This window comes from Streptomyces sp. NPDC057900, from assembly GCF_042887885.1.
In the GTDB taxonomy this organism is placed as follows: Bacteria; Actinomycetota; Actinomycetes; order Streptomycetales; family Streptomycetaceae; genus Streptomyces.
In genome coordinates, this window is the sequence record NZ_JBHVOI010000004.1 from 265,524 (window position 1) to 285,660 (window position 20,137).

Sequence of the window (20,137 nt, forward strand, 5' to 3'; positions counted from 1 at the left end):
ACGCATGAACGGAGAGGCGATATGAGCGGTACGGGTGTGACACACGGCAGGCCGGCCGTCGCGGTGATCGGCATCGCCACGAGATTCCCGCAGGCGGATTCCCTCACCGCCTTCCACGCGAATCTGCGGGCGGGTCGGGACTCGGTGCGCCCGATCCCGGAGGAACGGGCGCGCGGCACCGGGCTCGATCCCCGGCACGACTACCCGGAGATGGGCTACCTGGAGCGGATCGACCTCTTCGACCACAAGTTCTTCGGTCTCTCCCGGCGCGAGGCGGAGGTGACGGACCCGCAGCACCGGCTCGCGCTCCAGCTCACCCAGGAGGCGCTGGAGAACGCCGGATACGCCCCCTCCGGACTCCGGGACAGCCGGACAGCGGTGATCTTCAGCTCGCCGAGCAGCGGTTACGCACCCCTGGTGCGCGAGCACGGCACTCTCGGTATGACCGGGAACATCCCCTGCGCCCTGCCCTCCAGGATCTCCCACCTCTTCGGATTCACCGGACCCTGCTACGGCGTGGACACCGGCTGCAACGGCTCGCTCGTCGCCGTTCACCAGGCCTGCCGTGAACTCGCGGACGACGAGGCGGACTACGCCGTCGTGGGCGGGGTGCAGCTCCGCCACGTCGTGCCGCCCGTCGCCGCGGTGGCCGACTTCCCCGGCATCGCCTCGCCCACCGCCCGCTCCCGCGCGTTCGACCGTCGGGCGGACGGCGCGGGCGCCGGCGAGGGCGGCGGGGTGGTGCTCCTCACCACGCTGGAGCGGGCGTTGGCGGAGGGCGCGTTCATCCACGCCGTGATCCGGGGCAGTGCCGTGGCGCACAACGGACGGCACTCCGCGACCATCAGCACCCCGAGCGCCCGCTCGCAGGCCGGGGTCATCACCAAGGCGTGGCGCACCGCCTCGCTGGACCCGGCGGCCGCCGGATACATCGAGACGCACGGTTCTGGCACCCGGCTCGGCGACGCGGTCGAGGCCGAGGGGCTGGCCCTCGCCCGCCCGGACGGCGACCGCACGGTGAAGGTGGGCTCGGTCAAGACCAACATCGGGCACCTGGACCACGCCGCGGGGATCGCCGGGCTGATCAAGACGGTCCTCAGCGTGCGCCACGGCGAGCTCTACCCCTCGCTGCACTTCGAGGAGCCCGCCGACGAGGTCGACCTCGAAGGCGCCCGCCTGGAGGTCGTCACCTCGCTCGAAGAGTGGGGCGACGAGCCGCGCCGGGCGGGCGTGAGCTCGTTCAGCCTCGGCGGCGTCAACGCGCACTGCGTGGTGGAGCAGCCCCCGGTGACCGCCCCGGTGCGCCCCGCCGCCGGACGTCCGCGACTGGTCGCGGTGTCCGCCCGCAGCCGGGCAGACCTGCTCGCCCAGTGCGAACGGCTGTCGCTCGAACTGCGCCGTGCCGCGCACCCGTTGGCCGATATCGCGCGGACGCTGAACGAGGGCCGGGACCACGGCCCCCACCGGGCGTCCGTGGTCGCCCGGGACACCTCCGAGCTCGCGGCGCGGCTGGCCGCCGAGGTCATCTGGCGCCGGGGCGAGGAGAACGGCGCGGCCGACGGCGGCTGCCCGGCCGCGCCCCGGGTGGTCTTCCTGCTCTCCCCGGACGCCACCCCCGTGGAGCCGGGCGACGAGCTGCCGGACGCGTTGCCCGTACCGGCCGACCGCGCCGCGACGGCCGCCGGTCAGCTCGCGACGTATCAGGGGCTGGTCCGGGCGGGCGTCTCACCGGACGGGCTGATGAGCTCGGGGATCTCCCGCTACACCGCCCGGTACCTGCGGGGCGATCTGAGCGCAGAGGACACCGCCGCGCTGCGGCGGGCGGACAGCGGGCAGGACCCGGCGGTGGCGGGTGACCCGCTGCGGGTGGAGCAGCTCTACGCGGCGGCGGAGGAACAACTCGCCGAAGGCCCGGTGGTGTTCGTGGAGCTGGCCGCCCGCGGCGAGATCGGCGACCGCCTGACGGCTCACCTCCACGACCGCGCCGACGCCCGCGTGCTCCGGCTGGAGGCCGGCGCGGCCGACAACGCCACCGCCGTACTGGAGCTGCTGGGCCGGCTGTACGAGGAAGGCGTCGGCCTCGACTGGCAGGCGCTGCGGGACGACCCGTCGGCGGTCCGGGTCCCGCTGCCGGGACATCCGTTCACCGGTGTCCGCTGCTGGGCGGGGCCGGCGAGCGAGACGGCGCCCCCGGACGAACCGTCCCACCGGCCCCCGGCCGCCGCTCCCGCTCCGGTTCCCGTCCCCGCTCCGGTTCCGGTGGCTGCCGCCGAGGAACCCCGGACCGTACTGGACTGGCTGCGCGGCACCCTCGTCGAGCTGCTGCACGCGGACGAGGTCCCGGCCGACGCGGACTACTTCTCCATCGGCGGCAACTCCGTCATCGCTCTCCAGCTCCTGGAGCGGGTGAGGGTGGGGTACGGGGTCCGGCTCAAGATGGCGGACATCTACGACCACCCCGTCGTCAGCTCGCTCGCGCGTGCCATCCAGGACCGGGCGCCCGACGTGCCCGCGCCGCAATCGCCGGACGCCGCCGGGACACCGTCCGCCCCGGCCGCCCCCGAAACGCACGGGACCGAGTTGCCGCCGATCGTCCCGGGCCGCGAGCCGGTGCTGTCGTACGGGCAGGAGGGCATGTGGTTCCACCACCAGCTCGACCCGAAGACCACGCTCTACAACCTCCCCGGCGCCGCCCGGTACCGAGGCCCCCTGGACGTCGACACGTACCGGCTCGCCTGGGAGGACCTGGCGCGGCGCCACGAGGTGCTGCGGTCCAATCTCGTCGAGGACGACGGCAGGCCGGGGCTGGTGATCAGGCCCGAACTCGGTGACTTCTTCACCTATCTGGACCTCTCGGACGAGGACGCCCCTGAGGCCGCGGCGGGCCCGGTCATCACCGCCGCCAAGCGCTGGATCTTCGACATCGCCGACGAACCGCTCGTACGGGTGACCGTGGTGCGGATCGGGGAGGACGACCACATCGTCTGCACGTGCACGCACCACGCGGTGAACGACGGCTGGGCGCCGCAGATCCAGACGCGGGAGCTGCTGGAGTTCTACACGGCCCGGCTGGAGAACCGTGAACCCGTCGTCGAGCCGCTGCCGGTGCGGTACGCGGACTACGCGCGCTGGCAGCGCGAGCTGATGGCGGACTCCCGCCTCGACGGTGAACTCAGCTACTGGCGCGAGCGGCTGAGCGGCCCGCCCGCCCTGGAGCTGCCCACGGACCGGCCGCGCCCGGACCGGCGGGACTTCGCGGGGGCGACCCACTGGTTCGCCGTCCCGGGACCGCTGGTGCAGCGGCTGCGCGAGGTCGGCGGCCGGGAGACGGCCACGCTGTTCATGGTGCTGCTCACCGCGCTCAACGTGCTGCTCGCCCGCTTGTCGGGCCAGCGGGACATCGTCGTCGGCACCCCGACCCTCGGCCGCGGCCGCCCCGAACTCTGGAACCTGCTCGGCTACTTCAACAACACCGTCGCACTGCGCTGCGACCTGTCGGGCGAACCGGGCTTCCGCGAGCTGCTGCGCCAGGTGCGCGGGGTGGTGCTCGGCGCGCTCGACCACCAGGAGGTCCCGTTCGCCAAGGTCGTGCGCGAGGTCGCGGCAGAGCGTGATCCGGGCCGCAGCCCCCTCTTCGACGTGATGTACGTGCACCAGACGCTGCCACCGGCTACCGGCTTCGGCGAGATCGCCGTGACACCCGCGTACGACCCGGAGAGCGGCAGGCACTTCCCCGGACTGCCCCCCGGCACCGCCAAGTACGACCTCTCGATGGTCGTCGGCGAGCAGGCGGACGAAGACGGGCTGGTGGTCATGATGGAGTACGCGACGCAGCTCTTCGACGCCTCCACGATCTCCGCCATGTCCGAGGCGTTCGTGGAGCTGCTGCACGCCGTGGCGGACGACCGGGCCGTTCCCGTCGTGGACCGGCCGGACCCCGCTCCCGCCCAGGACGGGGCCCCCGAGGACCCGCTCGCCTACTGGGCGCGGACACTGACGGGGCTGGCCGAGAGCGCCCCGCCGCCGGACCGGGCCAGGCCCGCCGCCGGCACCCACGCCACCGCCACCCTCGGGTCCCGGATCCCCGACGAACTGGCCCGCGCGGTGGGCCGTTCCGGCGCCGGGGAGACCGTGCTGGCGGCCCTCGCCGCCCTGCTCGCCCGTCAAGCGGAGACGGACGAAGCCCTCATCGGGCTGACCGGCCTCCCGGCTCCGCGCGCCGGGGCGGAGGCCGCCACGGACAGCCTGCCGCTCCGTCTGGACCTGACCGGTGACCCGTCCTTCGAGGAGCTCGCGGAGCGGGTGCGGCGCACCGTCAGCGGCGCGCAACAGCACCGGTCCGTGTCGTTCGCCGACCTCGTGCGCGCGGCCGGACTGCCCGACGAGCCCGGCAGAGCACCGCTCTTCGATGTCGCGTACAGCCACCGGGCGCTGACGACGGCGCCCGGCACGGAGACGGGGCCGCTCCCGCAGCCACCGGGCCGCGGTGAGCCGGACCTCTCCTGGTCCGTCGTCGAAGGACCGGAGCCCGGGGAGCTGTCCCTCTCGCTGGAGTACCGCACCGAGCTCTTCGACGCGTCGACCGCCCAGGCGTTCGTCGACGAGCTGGTCCTGTTGCTGCGTGCGGCCACCGGCTCCCCGGACGTCCCGCTGTCCAGCCTGTGGCCTCTGCGCACGAGCGGCGAGGGGGACATACCTGCGAAGCCGGCCGGCGCCCCGGCCGACCGGACCGTTTTGGCCGGGGCACTCGTGGGCGTCGTCGGCGCGGGCACGATGGGGGTCGGCGTGGCGCAGTGCTTCGCGGCGGCCGGCCACCCCGTGGTCGTCGTCGACAACGACCCCGCCGCGCTGGCCTCCGCGCCGGCCCGGCTCCGCGCCGGGATCAGAACCGCCAGGCTGCTGGGCCGACGGGCCGGGGCGCCGGAACAGGCGGGCGCGCCCGCACCCCGGACCGAGTCCCTCGTGCGCTGGTCCGCGGAGCTCGCGGACCTGGCCGACGCCCTCCTGGTGGTGGAGTGCGCCCGTGAGGACGAGGGCGTCAAGGAGGGGATCCTGCGCGAGCTCGACCGGATCTGCGGGCCCGAGGCGATCTTCGCGTCCAACACCTCCTGCATTCCGGTCGCCCGCCTCGGGTCCTTCACCGGCCGCCCCGACCGGGTCATCGGCACCCACTTCATGAACCCGGCGCCGCTCAAGGCCGGGGTCGAGGTCATCCGCGCCCCGGAGACCAGCGATCTCACCCTGGAGCGCACGGAAGGCTTTCTCGCCCGCACCGGAAAGCACGCCCTCGTGGTGCGCGACGCCCCCGGCTTCGTGACGAACCGGGTGCTGATGCTGACGCTCAACGAGGCCGCCGCGGTGCTGGGCGAGGGAACCGCCGACGCCGAGACCGTGGACCGCATCTTCCAGGACTGCTTCGGCCACCCCATGGGGCCGCTGCGCACGGCCGACCTGATCGGCCTCGACACCATCGCCGACTCGCTGGAGGTGCTCCGCCGGCACACCGGCGAGGAACGCTTCCGGCCCTGCCCCCTGCTGGCCCGTCTCGTCGCGGAGGGCAAGGTGGGACGCAAGTCGGGCAGTGGCTTCTACGCGTACGGGCCACAGCACGCGACCGCGCGGGGAGGAGCCGACCGTGGCTGACCGCCAGGGCGCGCACGGCGCCCCCGACAGTCACATCGCCCAGCTCGTGGAGATCCACGGCGACCTGGACCGCGCCGTGCTGCTTGAGGCGGCCGCACAGGTCGCGGCCGAGGCCGCCGCACCGAGGTCACGCCGCACTGGCGAGGGCCCCGAGGACCCGCCGCTGCCGGTGGTGGACCTGAGCACCGAGCCGGACCCGCCGGGCGCGGCCGACGCCTGGGTGCGCGCCGCACTTGGGCGGAACGGTGAGGGATCCGGGCCGGACCAGGCGTTGCTGCGGCTCGGCCCGGACCGTCACCACTGGTTCCACCGGCACGACCGGGCCGTCGTCGACCGCTTCGGCTGCGCGCTGATCACCCGCCGGGTCTCCGAGGTGTACACGGCGCTCACCCAGGGCCGCCCGCCCGCCCACGGCGCCCTGGCCACCCGGGCCCAACTGGCCGCGGCCACAGCCGGATACGCCGGATCTCCCGCGCAGGAGGCCGATCGCGCCCACTGGCGGGGGCGGTTGACCGGCCTTCCCGAGCCGGTGACCTTCGCGCGTGCCCCGGTCCGGGACGCCGACGGGCCGCGCGCGGCGGTGGACTCCCGCCCGGTGGAGCTCTCCGCCACCGTCACGGAACGCCTGCGTGCCACCGCCCGCGACGCGGGCGTACCGGCACGGGCCGTGCTGTCCGCCGCCGTCGCGGCCTACGCCCACCGGCTGAGCGGCGTCACGGACCTGGTGATCGGCCTGCCGGTGGACGGCAGGCCGAGCCGGGTGGGCCGACGCGTTCCCGGCACGAGCGAGTACACCGTGCCGCTCCGGCTGACGGTACGGCCCGCCGACACCTTCGCCGGACTCGTCCGGGACGTCGCCCGCGAGTCGCGCGAGGCGATCAGCCACCAGCGGCTGGGCCACCGGGAGCTGTGCCGTGCGGCCGGGGCTCCGGACGACCGGTCCCCGTCGTACGGTCCGGTCGCCGACTTCCGCGCCGCCGGGGCTCCCGTGCGGTTCGGTGAGCTGTCCTCGGTGGTCCACGAGCTGGTGCCCGAGCCGGTCCACGACGTACGCGTCGTGCTTGAGGACGGTCCCGCGGGCCCCCTGCGGATCGTCTTCAGCGGCGCGGCGGACCGCTACACCCCGGCCGAACTCGACGAGCACGCACAGCGTTTCGGCCGCCTCCTCGCACGGTCCGTGGCCGCCCCGGACCAGCCCTCCCGAGCGCCCGCGCACACGCTCACCGAGCTGCTGGAGAGCGCCGCCCGCAGCCACCCCGACGCGGTCGCCGTCATCGGCGCCGACGGCAGGCTCAGCTACCGGGAACTCCACGAGCGGGCCAACCGGCTGGCCCGGCTGCTGCTCGACCGGGGAGCCGGACCCGAATCGGTGGTGGGGCTGCTGCTCCCCAGGTCCGCCGGGACACTCGTGGCGATGCTCGCGGTGCTCAAGGCCGGTGCCGCGTACCTGCCGCTCGACCCCGGCTACCCGGCCGAGCGGCTCCGCCTCATGATCGAGGACGCGGAACCCCGGTGCGTGCTGACCGACACCGCCACCGCCCCGTACACCGCCCACGGCACGAACGGCGCGAGCCTGCCGGACACGTTCGTCCGGCTCGACGACCCCTCGGTCGTCAGGGAGCTGGAACGCCTCTCGCCCACCGCACCGTCCGACGCCGACCGCCCCGAGCCGCTGCGGCCCGCGCATCCCGCGTACGTCATCCACACCTCGGGCTCCACCGGAACGCCCAAGGGGGTCGTGGTGCCGCACCTCGGCGCGGTGGAGCTGGTGGGCTCTGCGACCGCCGAGTTCGGGGCCGATTCGTTGGCGCACTCGCTGGCGGCGACCTCCTTCGGCTTCGACATGTCGGTGGCCGAGATCTTCCCGGCGCTGGCGGCCGGCGGCTGCGTGGAGGTGGTCGGCAGCCTCCTGTCGCTGCTCGACGAGGACCCGCCGCGCTGGTCGGGCGGGCTGCTGTGCGCCGTACCCTCCGTGCTCTCCAAACTGATGGAGAGCGGCGGTCTCCAGGTGTCGGCCACCACGGTCGCGATGTGCGGCGAACCGCTTCCCGCCGCCCTCGCCGCGCGCATCCGGGAGGTCATGCCCGGTACGCGGCTGCTCAACATGTACGGCCCCACCGAAGCGACCGTCTATGCCACCTCGGCCACCGTCCGGGTGCCGGAGGGGCCACCGCCCATCGGACGGCCGTTGGGCCATATGCGGGCCTATGTGCTCGACAGCTCGCTCCAGCGGGTGGAGGCGGGCGGTCAGGGCGAGTTGTACCTGGCGGGGAGCGGCCTCGCCCGGGGCTATCTGCGCCGTCCGGGGCCCAGCGCGGAACGTTTCGTCGCCGACCCCTTCGGGCCGCCCGGCGAGCGGATGTACCGGACCGGTGACCTGGCCGCGCTGCGCCCCGACGGGCAGCTCGAATTCCTCGGCCGTGCCGACGCCCAGGTCAAGGTCAACGGCTTCCGGGTGGAACCCGGAGAGGTGGAGGCGGTCCTCGCCCGGCACCCCGACGTCGGCGAAGCCATGGTCCGTCTCGTGACCGGGGAGGGAACGAATCACGGCGCGCGGCTCGTGGCCCATCTGGTGCCCTCGGAGGGGGCCCGCCTCCCCGGCGGCCACGCGCTGCGGGACTGGGCGGCCGAGCGCCTGCCGGCCCATCTGGTACCGGCCGAGCTGAAGGAGGCCGCCGCGCTGCCGCGTACGGGCGGCGGCAAGCTGGACCGGGGGCGGACGCCGACGGAGGTACGGCACCGGGAGGGCGGTCCGCCGACCGCCGACGGGCCGGGGGAGGAGCGCGTGGCGCGGGTGTTCCGCGAGGTGCTCGGGGTCCCGGAAGTCCCCACGGACGTCAGCTTCTTCGACCTCGGCGGCGACAGCATCATGTCGGTCCGGCTGCTGCACGGGCTGCGGCGGGCGGGCCTTGTCCTGACACCGCAGGACATCTTCGAGCACCAGTCGGTCGCGGCGCTGGCCCGGACGGCGCGCGGGACGGACCGTACGGAGGCACCGGCCGCGACCGCCGGTCCCGCCGACGGCGGACAGCGGGGCATCCGGGAGAGGCCGGCGGAATCCGGCACCACCGTCCTGCTGCCGCTGCGGGAGTCGGGCGATCTGGCCCCCCTGTTCTGCGTGCACCCGGCGGCCGGCTTCCCCTGGTGCTACGCCGGACTCACCTCGCCGCTCGGCGCCGATCGTCCGGTGTACGGCCTCCAGGCCCGTGGACTGGACGGCCCCGACGCCCTGCCGGCGTCCCTGCGGGAGATGGCGGCGGACTACCTGGACCAGATCAGGTCCGTCCGGCCCACGGGCCCGTACCACCTTCTCGGCTGGTCCTTCGGCGGGGTGATCGCCCACGAGATGGCGGTGCAGCTGGAGGAGAGCGGCGAGTCGGTGGAGACGCTGGCGATCCTGGACGCCTACCCCCTGGACGGGGGCACCGTCGACGCCGCGGCCTCCGCGGAGGCCGCGCCGGGTTCGGTCGCCGGGCAGGACATCCTCGGGATGCTCCTGGAGCTCTTCGGCCATGACCCCACCGGGTGGGCGGGCGAGTCGCTGACGTATCCAAGGTTCGTGGAGATCGCCCGTGCGCAGGGCGGGCTGCTGTCCTCCTTCGACGAGGAGCGGGTCGCCGCGCTGGCCCGGACCTTCACCAACAGCACGCGGATCGCCGGTCTGCACGAGCCGCGCCCGTTCGGCGGCGACGCGGTGCTGTTCACCGCGCGGGAGCACGCGCCGGGGACCGCGCTCTGCCTGTGGCGCCCGCTGGTCGAGGGGGCGCTCGAAGCCCTGCCGGTCGACTGCGCGCACAGCGAAATGGGCAGCCCCGCGGTGCTCGGCGACATCGGCCGCGTACTCGTCGGACGGTGGGACTCAGAGGCAGCACAGAAGGGGTCGGTGAACACTCCGTGAGGAACGAGCCGGAGCAGCACGGGCACACGGCGGATCACGCGTCGATGCCGCTCACCACGACGCAGCACGGCATCTGGATGGCGCAGCAGCTGGCGCCCGCGGCCCGGTACCAGCTGGCGAGCGCGTTCGACGTTGCTGGCGACCTCGATCCGGAGCTGTACGAGGCGGCCTTCCGGTTCGCCGTGGCGGAGACCGAGCCGTTCAGCTCCCGGTTCGCTGTCACGGCCTCCGGGGAGCCGAGGCAGTGCGCCGGGCCCTTGCCCGACTGGCACATTCCGGTCGTCGACTTCAGCCGGGATCCCGCGCCGATGGCCGCCGCCCTGGACTGGATGCGGGAGGACATCCCGCGCCCGCTCGACCTGGCGAACGGCCCGGCGTTCCGGACCGCGTTCCTGCGGGTCTCCGAGGACCGGGTCTGCTGGTACCTGCTCGTCCACCACCTGGTGGTGGACGGCTTCGGCCTGGCGCTGTTCGCCCGGCGGCTCGGCGAGATCTACGGGGCGCTGGAGCGCGGCGAGGCCCCTGAGCCGGGCCATCAGGTGCCGTTGGACACGTTGCTGGACGCCGAACGGGCCTATCGCGGCTCACCCGGGTTCGAGGCCGACCGCGAGTTCTGGACGGCGAAGATGGCGGGCTGGCAGCCGGCCGGCGGACCGGGTACGTCCCGGCCCGCCGTACCCGGCCGGACCGGCACCGGCCGGACGGGCGGGGCACCGGTGCGCGTCGCCGCCCGGCTGCCCGAGGACCGGGTGGCCGCCCTCCGCGCCCGCGCGTCCGCGCTCGACGTCCCCTGGACGGCGGTGGCGACCGCCTCCGCCGTCCTGCTGGACCATGCCCGTACCGGCGGGGGCGACGAGGTCGTCGTGGGGTTCCCGGTCGGCGGCCGCACGTCCAGGACGATGGGCGCCGTGGCCGGTGCGGCGTCGAACGTGGTCCCGCTGCGGGTACCGGTCGACCCGCGCCGGTCGACCGCCGAGCTGATCCGGACCGTCGGCGAGGAGACCGCGCTCGCCCTCGGCCACCAGCGCTACCGGTACGAGGACCTCCGCCGCGATCTCGGCTTCACCGGGTCCGCGCACGCGCCCTACCAACTGACGGCGAACATCGTCCCCTTCAGCTTCGGGCGCGCGTTCGCCGGCCGGCCGATGACCCTCCGCCAGCTCAGCACCGGCGTGGTGGAGGACCTCTCCGTCATGATCAGGCCGGCCCACGGCAGGTCCGGCCTGATGGTGGAAGTGCACGCGGAGGCCGGCAGGTACGAACCCGAGGAGGTCGAGGCCGAGGCCCACCGCTGCGTACGCCTGCTCGACCAGCTGATCGACGAACCCCGGCGCCCCGTCGGAGAGCTGGACCTGCTGACCCCGCGGGAGCGCGGGCTGCTCGTGCCGGGGATCGGCACGCCCGCCCCTTCCCGTACGCTCCCCGAGCTGTTCGAACACTGGGCCGCGCTGACGCCACAGGCCCCGGCGCTCTGTGACGGTGACCGCCGGCTCACCTACGGGGAGCTCAACGCCCGCGCCAACCGGCTGGCCAGGTCCCTGATCCGGCGCGGCGCGGGACCCGGAGCCAGGGTCGCCGTCGTGCTGCCCCGCTCCGCGGAGCTGATCACCGCGATCCTGGCGGTGTCGAAGACCGGCGCGGCCTACCTCCCGCTCGACCCGGAATGGCCGTCCGAGCACAGGGAGGGGATTCTCGCCGACGCCCGACCGGTCTGCGTGCTCTCCGGAACGGACCCGACGGGAGCCGCCACGACCGCGTGGGCTGCGGGCGACGCGGAACCGGCGGACAGCGACGCGGACCTGACCGACGTGGAGCGCGGGGGGCCGATGGTGCCCGACCGGGCGGCGTACGTCATCTACACCTCCGGAACCACCGGCCGCCCCAAGGGCGTGGTGGTCCCGCATCGCGGTCCGGTGGCACTGCTGCGCGACGGAGCCGCCGAGTTCGGCTTCGGACCGGAGGACACCTGGACGATGTTCCACTCCTGCGCCTTCGACTTCTCCGTCTGGGAGATGTGGGGCGCCCTCGCGCACGGCGGCCGGCTGGTGATCGTCCCGCGCGAGGTGAGCCGGTCCCCCGGGGCGTTTCTCGACCTGCTGGTGCGGGAGCGCGTGACGGTCCTCAACCAGACGCCGTCCGCGTTCCGGTCGCTGGACCGGGTGGACGCGGAGGAACCGGAACGAGGACGGGAGCTGGCCCTGCGCTGGATCATCTTCGGCGGTGAGGCGCTGTCCTACGGCGTCGTGCGCTCCTGGTACGGGCGGCACCGGGGCCCCGTGCCCGCGCTGGTCAACATGTACGGCATCACCGAGACCTCGGTCCAGTCGACCCGGCTCGTCCTGGACCACGCCCAGGAGCAGGACCATGACGCGGCGCGGGTCGTCCCGATCGGCGAGGCCGTCGCCGGTACCCGGCTGTACGCACTGGACAACGGACTGCGCCCGGTCCCGCCGGGGGTGGTCGGTGAGCTGTACATCGCGGGTGCCGGGGTGGCCCTGGGCTATCTGCACCGCCCCGCGCTGACGGCGCGACGCTTCGTGGCCGACCCCTTCGGGCCCGCCGGATCCAGGCTGTACCGCTCGGGCGACCTCGTGCGGGCCCGCCGGGACGGTTCGCTGGAGTATCTGGGCAGGGCCGACGACCAGGTCAAGATCCGCGGCTACCGCATCGAACCGGCCGAGGTCGAGGCGGCGTTGCTCGCCGCACCGGGTGTGGCGGGCGGCGCCGTGCTGGCGAGCTCAGGACCGCCGCCCGGCCCGGCCGATGCCGGGGCGGACAGCGGTCCGGGAGCGGAGGGGGCCGCACGGTTGGTGGCCCATGTCGTCCTCACCCCCGAGGCGGCGGGCGACGATCCGGGGCCCGCTCTCGCCCGGCTGCGGGAATGGCTGCGCGAACGGCTCCCGGCGCATCTGGTGCCGTCCCTGTTCGTCCCGCTCGACAGACTGCCGCTCACCCCGAACGGAAAGCTGGACCGGGCGGCGCTGCCCGCCCCGCACGCCCACGCCCCCACGCCGTCACGCGCCCCCGACCTGCCGCTGGAAGCCGAACTGGCCCAGCTGTACGCCGATCTGCTCGCCGTGGAACGGGTCGGCGCGGACGACGACTTCTTCCACCTCGGGGGCGACAGCCTGCTGGCGACGCGGCTGACCGGCATGGTGCGCCGGGCCGGTCTCGGCGCACGGGCGGAGCTGGACGTCAGGGACGTCTTCGCCCACCCGACCGTCGCCGAGCTCGCCGCCCACCTGAGCCGTCCGGACCAACCGGGCAGCGCCTCCGGATCAACCGGGCCGAGGCCCGTCCCCCGGCTGCCGCGGGCCCGCGACAGAGGACCCGAGCCGGTCCCGCTCTCCTACGGCCAGCGCCGCTTCTGGTTCCTGTACAAGCTCGCGGGGCCCGACAGCACCTACAACGTCCCCCTGGTGCTGCGCTGCGAGGGCGAACTGGACCCGGAGGTGCTCCGCGCCGCCCTGGGCGACCTCACGGCCCGGCACGAAACCCTGCGCACCCTCATCCGGCAGCGGGACGGTCAGGCGGTCCAGCACATCCTGCCCGCCGAGGCCGCGACCCCGGCGCTCACGGTCGAAGCCGTCGGCCACGAGCGGTCGGCGGACGCGCTCCGCGCCGCGGCCGGCCGGCCCTTCCGGCTGGAGAGCGAACTCCCCCTGCGCACGGTCCTGTTCACCGACGACGGCGCACGCGGGCAGACACTGCTCCTGCTGCTCCACCACATCGCCTGCGACCGGGGCTCGCTGCCGAGGCTGCTGGACGACCTCGCCACCGCGTACCGGGCACGTGCAGCCGGCGGCGCCCCCGGCTGGTCACCGTTGCCCACCCAGTACGCCGACTACACCGGGTGGCAGCGTGAACTGCTCGGCACCGACAGCGAGCCCAGCGCCCTGCGCTCCGGTCAACTCGCCTACTGGAACAAGACCTTGGCGGGCCTGCCGGAACGCATCCCGCTGCCCGCAGACCGACCGGAGCCGACGCCGTCCGGGCGGACGGCGCACCCCACCGGCGACACGGTCGCCTTCACCGTCCCCGCCGAGCTGCACCGGCGGCTCCTGGAGCTGGCCTCGGCCGAGCAGTCCAGCCTCTTCCTCGTGGCGCACGCCGCACTGGCCGCGCTGCTCACCCGCCTCGGCGCGGGTACGGACATCCCGATCGGCACGGCGGTCTCCGACCGCGCGGACGCGGAGCTCGACGGCCTCGTCGGCTTCTTCGTGAACACGCTCCTCCTGCGCACCGACACCTCGGGGGAGCCGACCTTCCGGGAGCTGCTCGGCCGGGTCGGACAGGCCGATCTGGCCGCCTTCGCCCATCAGGACGTGCCCTTCGACCTCGTCATGGAGGCGCAGGGGCCACGGCGGGCGGCGAGCGGGCAGGCGGTGTTCGGCCGGTCCCCGTTCCAGGTGATGCTGGTGCTCACCCCGTCCCTCCCCGAGCGGCTGGAACTGCCGGACGGGTCCGCCGCGGTGGACCTGGTCGGCGGGGGAGCCGCCGGGTTCGAGCTGACCTTCGGGCTGTTCGAGCGGCGGGACGCCGACGGCACCTGCCGGGGACTCGACGGGCGCATCGAGTACCGGACGGACCTGTTCGACCGGTCCACCGCCGAGGCCCTCGGCGCCCGCCTCACGCTGCTGCTGCGCACGGTCGCCGCCGCTCCCGACATCCCGGTCCACGCGATCGGACTGCCGGGGCCGAATGCCCGCTGACCGGCCCGTCGGCGGCCCGAAAACGGTACGTCAGCGGCCTGTCAGCGCTTCCCGACAGCATGGTCACGCTGGATACCGGACAGTACTTTCCCTCCGTAGGTTGGCGATCACGTGTCGAAGATTCCGGGCCGCACGGTCATGGCCGAATTGGCAGGCGAGCAGACCTCTGGCGACGACGGTGCGGGTACGACCGTCCCCGTTCCGAGATGGGCGGAGCCCGGTACGGCGGTGACGCCGGTGACGGCGGAGACCGTCCTGCCGCCGGGGCTGACGGACGGCCTCCGCGCGGCCGCCGGGGGCGATACCGCCTCGTTGGACAGCGTGTTCCTGGCGGCCCACCTGATAGTGGTCTCCGCGCTCACGTCCCAGCAGGGGCTGCGCACCGCGTTCGTGCCCTCCGACGGCGCCACGACCGCCCCGCACACCGTGACCGCGAACGGGGTGCTCGACGGCAGCTGGCGCGAACTTATGGCCCGGATCGAGCGGCCGAACCAGTGGACCGAAGGTCCGGGCGGCGCGGCCGGACCCCCGTACGAGTGCGTGCTGGACCTGTCCTCTGCCGACTCGGCACCGTACCGGGAGACCTCGGCGCTGTGGGTGGGCATCGGCGTCCGCGCGGGCCGCGTCACGATCCGGGCCGGGTCCCGTTCCGACGTGATGACCGGCGAACACCTGACCAGGATCACCGGCTACCACGTCCGGGCCCTGGAACTGCTGGCCGCGGATCCGGACGCCCCGGTGAGCGAAGGGGAGCTGCTCTCCGAGGACGAGCGGCGCTACCAGCTGGAAGCGGTGGCGGGTGCGGACGAGCCCTGGGACGGACGGCTGTTCGTCGAGCGGTTCGAGGCACGGGTACGGCAGCACCCGGACGCGGTCGCCGCCTCGCACCGGGGCCGGTCGTGGACCTACGGCACGCTCAACGCGTGCGCCAACCGGATCGCCCACGCGCTGCTGTCGGACGGACTCGACGCGGAGGACGTGGTGGCCGTCGTCATGGAGCGCGGCCTGGAGTGGGCGGCGGCCACCCTCGGCGTGCTCAAGGCGGGCGGCTGCTACCTGCCCGTGCAGCCGGACTTCCCGGCGGCCCGGATCGCCGCCCAACTCGACACGGCCGACTGCCGGTTCGTGCTGGGTACCGGTGAGCATCCGGACGCCGCCGCCCCCGGCGGGAGCGCGCGCCGCACGCTGGACGCCGCGGCCCTGTGCGACGGGGACGCGGCCGGTGCGGCGGGGGCGGACACCGCCGGCAACCCGGGCCTGGCCCTGGCGCCGGAGCAGCTCGCGTACATCTACTTCACCTCGGGCTCCACCGGCACGCCCAAGGGTGTGATGTGCGAGCACGCGGGGCTGCTGAACCACCTCCTGATGAAGGTGGAGGACCTGGACATCGGCGCGCGGGAGACGGTGGCCCAGACGGCGGTCCAGTCCCTCGACATCTCGCTGTGGCAGCTGATCGCACCGCTGCTGACCGGCGGCAGCACCCGCATCGTGGACACCGAGGTGCTGCTCGACGTGGACCGCTTCGTGGCGGAACTGGCCGGTTCCGGGGTCGGCGTCGTACAACTCGTCCCCTCCTACTTCGACGCGCTGATCAGCGCGCTGGAGCGGCACCCCCGCGACCTGGGCGCGCTGCGCGTGGTCTCGGTGACCGGCGAGGAACTGAAGCTCGAACCGGTGCGCAGGTGGTTCGCGTGCCGGCCGGACATCACGCTGGTCAACGCCTACGGCGCGACCGAGCTCAGCGACGACACCATGCACGAGATCCTGGACCGCGCCCCGGACCGGGGGTTCGTCACCCTCGGACGCATGCGGCGCAACGTGCGTGGATACGTGCTGGACGAGCAGGGCCGGCTGGCACCGCTCGGCGCCACCGGAGAGATCGTCTTCTCCGGTGTGGCGGTCGGCCGAGGCTACGCCAACGACCCCGAACGGACCCGGGAGGCCTTTGTGCCCGACCCGTTCCGGCCGGGTCAACGGATGTATCGGACAGGCGACTTCGGGCGCTGGCTGCCCGGGGGCCGGCTCCAGTTCCTCGGCCGCCGCGACCAGCAGGTCAAGATCCGGGGCTTCCGGATCGAGACGGGGGAGATCGACAACCGGCTGCTCGCGGTGGACGGGGTGAAGGACGCCGCGGTCGTCGCCACGACGGGCAACGGCCGGCACAAGACCCTGGCGGCCTTCCTCGTCGGCACCGAGCGGTTGGACGACCACAGCGTGTGCGAGGCCCTGGCCGGTGACCTGCCGGAGTACATGATCCCGGCGTACTACCACTGGCTGGAAGCGCTGCCCCTCACCGAGAGCGGCAAGGTGGACCGCAAGGCGCTCGTCGGGCTGGCCGACACACTCGGACACGCCGAGGGGCCCACGGTGGCCCCCACGACCTTCACCGAGCAGCGACTTGCGGTGGCCTGGGCCGAGGCGCTGAACGCCCCGCTCCAGGGCATCGGACGGGCGGACGACTTCTTCGCGCTCGGCGGCACCTCGCTCTCGGCGGCCTGGCTCGTCGTCAAGCTGGACCGGCTCGTCTCGCTGTCCCAGATCATCGCCCACCCCGTGCTGTCCGAACTGGCCGCCGCCATCGACGCCGGACCGCACCCCGTCCGCACCCTGCTGCGGCCGCTGGCGACGGCACCCGCCGGGCGCGCGGCGCCCGCGGGGGTGCTGGTCTGCTTCCCGGGCGCGGGCGGCAACGCGGTCAACTTCCTCGGGCTCGCCCGGGAGCTGGCTCCGCGCGGCATCGACGTGCACGGTGTCGAGCTGCCCGGCCACGACTTCGTACCCGGCCCGCGGACCCTGGTGGAAGTGGATGAAGTGGCGCGGCGGGTGGCGCACGAGCTGGGACGGCTGCGCGCCGCGCCGTTGCTGCTGTGGGGGCAGGGGGAGGGGGCGGCGCCCGCCCTGGCCCTGGCCCGGCTGCTGGAGGGCGGCCCGTTGGCGCCGCGCCGGGTCCTGGTCGGCGGCGGCCTGCCGGGCGGTCCCGCAGGGCTGCGGGAGCGAATGGACCGGGCCCGCGCGATGAGCGACAAGGAGGTCACGGAGACCCTTCTCCGGGAGGGCGCCTACGTCGAGTTCGACGGCCTCAAGCCGGAGCGGGCCCGGCTGCTGGGCCCCGCCTACCGGCACGACATCCGCTCCGCGGGGGAATTCCTGCTCGCTGCCGGGCAGCGGCCCGCGGACCACCGGATCGCGACGGGCATCGATGTCGTCGTCCCCGCCGAGGACCCCGGCCCGCCGGGCGCTGCGCGGCGCGACCACGTGGCGGACTGGCGGTACCTCTCCGACACGGTGGAGCTGTGTGAACTGCCCGCCCCCGGAGCGCACTTCCTTCGTACCAGGGCGGCCGATGCCGCCGAGGCCGTGACCGCTGCGCTGTCGCGGCCCGCCCCTTCGTTCCCGTGAGGAAAAGCATGCCAAACGACGATGTGCCGGCGCCCCGCTCCGGCGACGCAGGCGGGCTGACCGGGCGGATCGCGTCCGGCCCGGACGCGCTGCTGCGCGACGAGGTGCTCGAACCACAGCTCCGCTTCGAGATCGAGGCCCTGCTGCCCGGGTACATCCAGCTGGAGAAGGTGCTGCTGCTGGAGTACCGACGGCTCGGACTGCTCGACGGCGCCCAGCTCGGAGCCGTCGCCACCCTGCTCGACCAGGTCACCCCGGACGCTGTCGCGGAGGAGGCCGGGGAGAGCATGAGCGACATCGCCTTCACCCTGGAGCGCTATGTCTCCCGGCGGCTGGCCGAGGTGCCGCCCGCCTGGCACGTGGACCGCAGCCGCAACGACCTGCAGGCCACAGCCCAGCTGATGTACGGCCGGGGCCGGCTGCTGGACAGCGCGGAGGCACTGGTCGCCTTCGGCCGCACCGCCCATCGACTGGCCTCCCGCGGCGTCGACCTGGCGATGCCCGGCTACACCCATATGCAGCCGGCCCAGGTGATCAGCCCCGGGTTCTACTTCGCCGGGCTGTGCGACCAGGTGCTGCACACCCTGGAGCGGATGGAAGCGGTCCACCGGACCGCCGACGCCTCGCCGATGGGCGCGGGGGCCATGGCCGGACAGGAGCTTCCCTGGGACCGGTCACGCATGGCGGGTCTGCTGGGATTCAGCCACGTACGGACCCACGCGCTGCGGGCGGTGGCGCAACGCGACTGGGCGCTGGAGGCGTGCGCGGAGTTCTCGCTGCTGGGTGTCGCGCTCAGCCGGTTCGTCACCGACCTGATGACCTGGGGCGGCGCCGGATACGGCTTCATCGACCTGCCGGACCAGTGGTCGGGCATCTCCTCCGCCATGCCGCAGAAGAAGAACTTCCCCGTACTGGAACGCGTCCGGGCCCGCACGGCGCACCTGAGCGCCGCCTACACGGACATCTCCACCGGCCAGCGGAACACCCCGTACAGCAACTCCGTGGAGGTCTCCAAGGAGGCCAACTCGGGGGTTCCGGCGGCCTTCGACGCACTCGGGTCCGTGCTGCGGCTGTTCGGCGCGGTGCTGGAGAACCTGGAGTTCCGGGAGGACCGGATGCGCGACGCCTGCGCCGCCGAGTACCTGGGCGGCTTCACCCTCGCCAACCTGCTGACGCTGCGGGCCGCGGTGCCCTGGCGCACCGCCCAGGTCGTGGCCGGCCGCTACATCGTGCGCGCCGTCGAGGCCGGCCTGCCGCCCGCGGAGCCGGACGGCGGGCTGCTGGAAGCCCTGCTGGCGGAGGAGGGACACCGGACCGGCGAAGCCGTCGCACTGCTCACAGAGGCGATGAGTGTGCCGGGCGGGCTCACCGCCAAGTCCTCCGACGGCTCGACCCATCCGGACGCCGTACGGGCCCTGCTCGCCGAGCAGTCGTCCGCGTTCGACGAGGCGGCCGAGCGCTGGCAGACCCGTCGCAAGGGCATCGAGGAGGCGGCCGCCGGCCTGGACCGGCTGCTGGACGGGCCGGAAGGGCGGCGGAGTTGAGGGTCCCCGAAGGAACACTGCGGCAGCCCGGCACGGAGCGCCACGAGACCGCGAACGCGGCGGTGACCGGGGTGAGCACCGCGTTCGGCACGTTCGGAGAGCTGCTCCAGGGCGTACTGCCCGAGGAGGACAGCGACTTCCTGGTCACCCTGCCGATCGCCCGCTGGGCCCGCGCCACGTTCCACGGCATGCCCGGCGAGGACGAGCTGCGGGTGCAGCCCCCGCACAAGCGCAAGGCGCTCCGCCTCGCGGAGATGATCGTCCGGTCCTCCGCGACACCGATGGGCGGTGTGCTGACGGTCGAGAGCACCCTGCCGGAGGGGAAGGGACTGGCCAGTTCCTCCGCCGACCTGGTGGCCACGGCGCGTGCGGTCGCCAACGCGCTGGGGGAACCGATGCCGCCGCGGCGGATAGAGACACTGCTCGCCCGTATCGAGCCCACCGACGGCGTGCTCTACCCCGGCATCGTGGCCTTCTACCACCGGCGGGTGGCGTTGCACTCCAAGCTGGGCCCGCTGCCGCCGATGAGCGTGGTGGGCGTCGACGAGGGCGGCGAGATCGACACGGTCGCCTTCAACCGGATCCCCAAGCCGTTCTCCGCCGCGGACCGGCAGGAGTACGCGCGGCTGCTGGCGCGGATGACGACGGCGGTGGCGGGTGGGGATCTCGCCGAGGTGGGCGCGGTGACCACGCGCAGCGCCCTGATGAACCAAGTGCTGCGCCCGAAAAGGATGTTGTCGTCCCTGATCGACATCTGCGGGCAGGTCGGCGGCCTCGGAGTGGTGGTCGGCCACAGCGGGACGAGCCTGGGCGTGCTGCTGGACAAGGCCGATCCCGCCTACCCCCAGCGGCTGGTGGACGCCGCCAGCGCCTGCTCGGAACTCGCCGGGAACGTGGCGGTCTACCGGACCTTGAGCTTCGACCGATGACGATGGGAAGAG

The 20,137-nt window shown here is 74.0% G+C and carries 6 protein-coding genes; all 6 read left to right on the top strand.

Translation table 11 applies throughout. The features are described from left to right. The first annotated feature begins 21 nt into the window (after positions 1-21). Positions 22-5,643 carry a condensation domain-containing protein gene (locus tag ACFVQ0_RS18795; protein ID WP_390089332.1) on the top strand — a complete coding sequence of 1,874 codons (5,622 nt, stop codon included), beginning with the start codon at positions 22-24 and terminating at the stop codon, positions 5,641-5,643. Then, positions 5,636-9,541, top strand: a complete 3,906-nt coding sequence (locus tag ACFVQ0_RS18800) for an amino acid adenylation domain-containing protein (protein WP_390089334.1) — start codon at positions 5,636-5,638, stop codon at positions 9,539-9,541. The genes ACFVQ0_RS18795 and ACFVQ0_RS18800 overlap by 8 nt, the downstream gene beginning before the upstream one ends. Further along, positions 9,538-14,253 (top strand): amino acid adenylation domain-containing protein, encoded by a 4,716-nt coding sequence (locus ACFVQ0_RS18805; RefSeq protein ID WP_390089335.1) that lies wholly within the window; start codon positions 9,538-9,540, stop codon positions 14,251-14,253. Before ACFVQ0_RS18800 ends, ACFVQ0_RS18805 begins: the two co-directional genes overlap by 4 nt. Positions 14,254-14,364: 111 nt before the next feature. After that, positions 14,365-17,652 (top strand): amino acid adenylation domain-containing protein, encoded by a 3,288-nt coding sequence (locus ACFVQ0_RS18810; RefSeq protein ID WP_390089337.1) that lies wholly within the window; start codon positions 14,365-14,367, stop codon positions 17,650-17,652. Between the two features lie 8 nt (positions 17,653-17,660). Beyond that, the gene (locus ACFVQ0_RS18815; protein WP_390089339.1) at positions 17,661-19,196 is read left to right on the top strand and encodes an argininosuccinate lyase; all 1,536 of its coding nucleotides are present in this window, start codon (positions 17,661-17,663) and stop codon (positions 19,194-19,196) included. Further along, on the top strand, positions 19,193-20,125 hold the full coding sequence (locus ACFVQ0_RS18820) for a kinase (RefSeq protein ID WP_390089341.1): 933 nt from the start codon (positions 19,193-19,195) through the stop codon (positions 20,123-20,125). The genes ACFVQ0_RS18815 and ACFVQ0_RS18820 overlap by 4 nt, the downstream gene beginning before the upstream one ends. Positions 20,126-20,137: the final 12 nt, after the last annotated feature.

Coding starts and splice junctions, on each gene's coding strand:
- ACFVQ0_RS18795 (WP_390089332.1), top strand. CDS start 22: ATGAGCGGTACGGGTGTGACACACGGCAGGCCGGCCGTCGCGGTGATC.
- ACFVQ0_RS18815 (WP_390089339.1), top strand. CDS start 17,661: ATGCCAAACGACGATGTGCCGGCGCCCCGCTCCGGCGACGCAGGCGGG.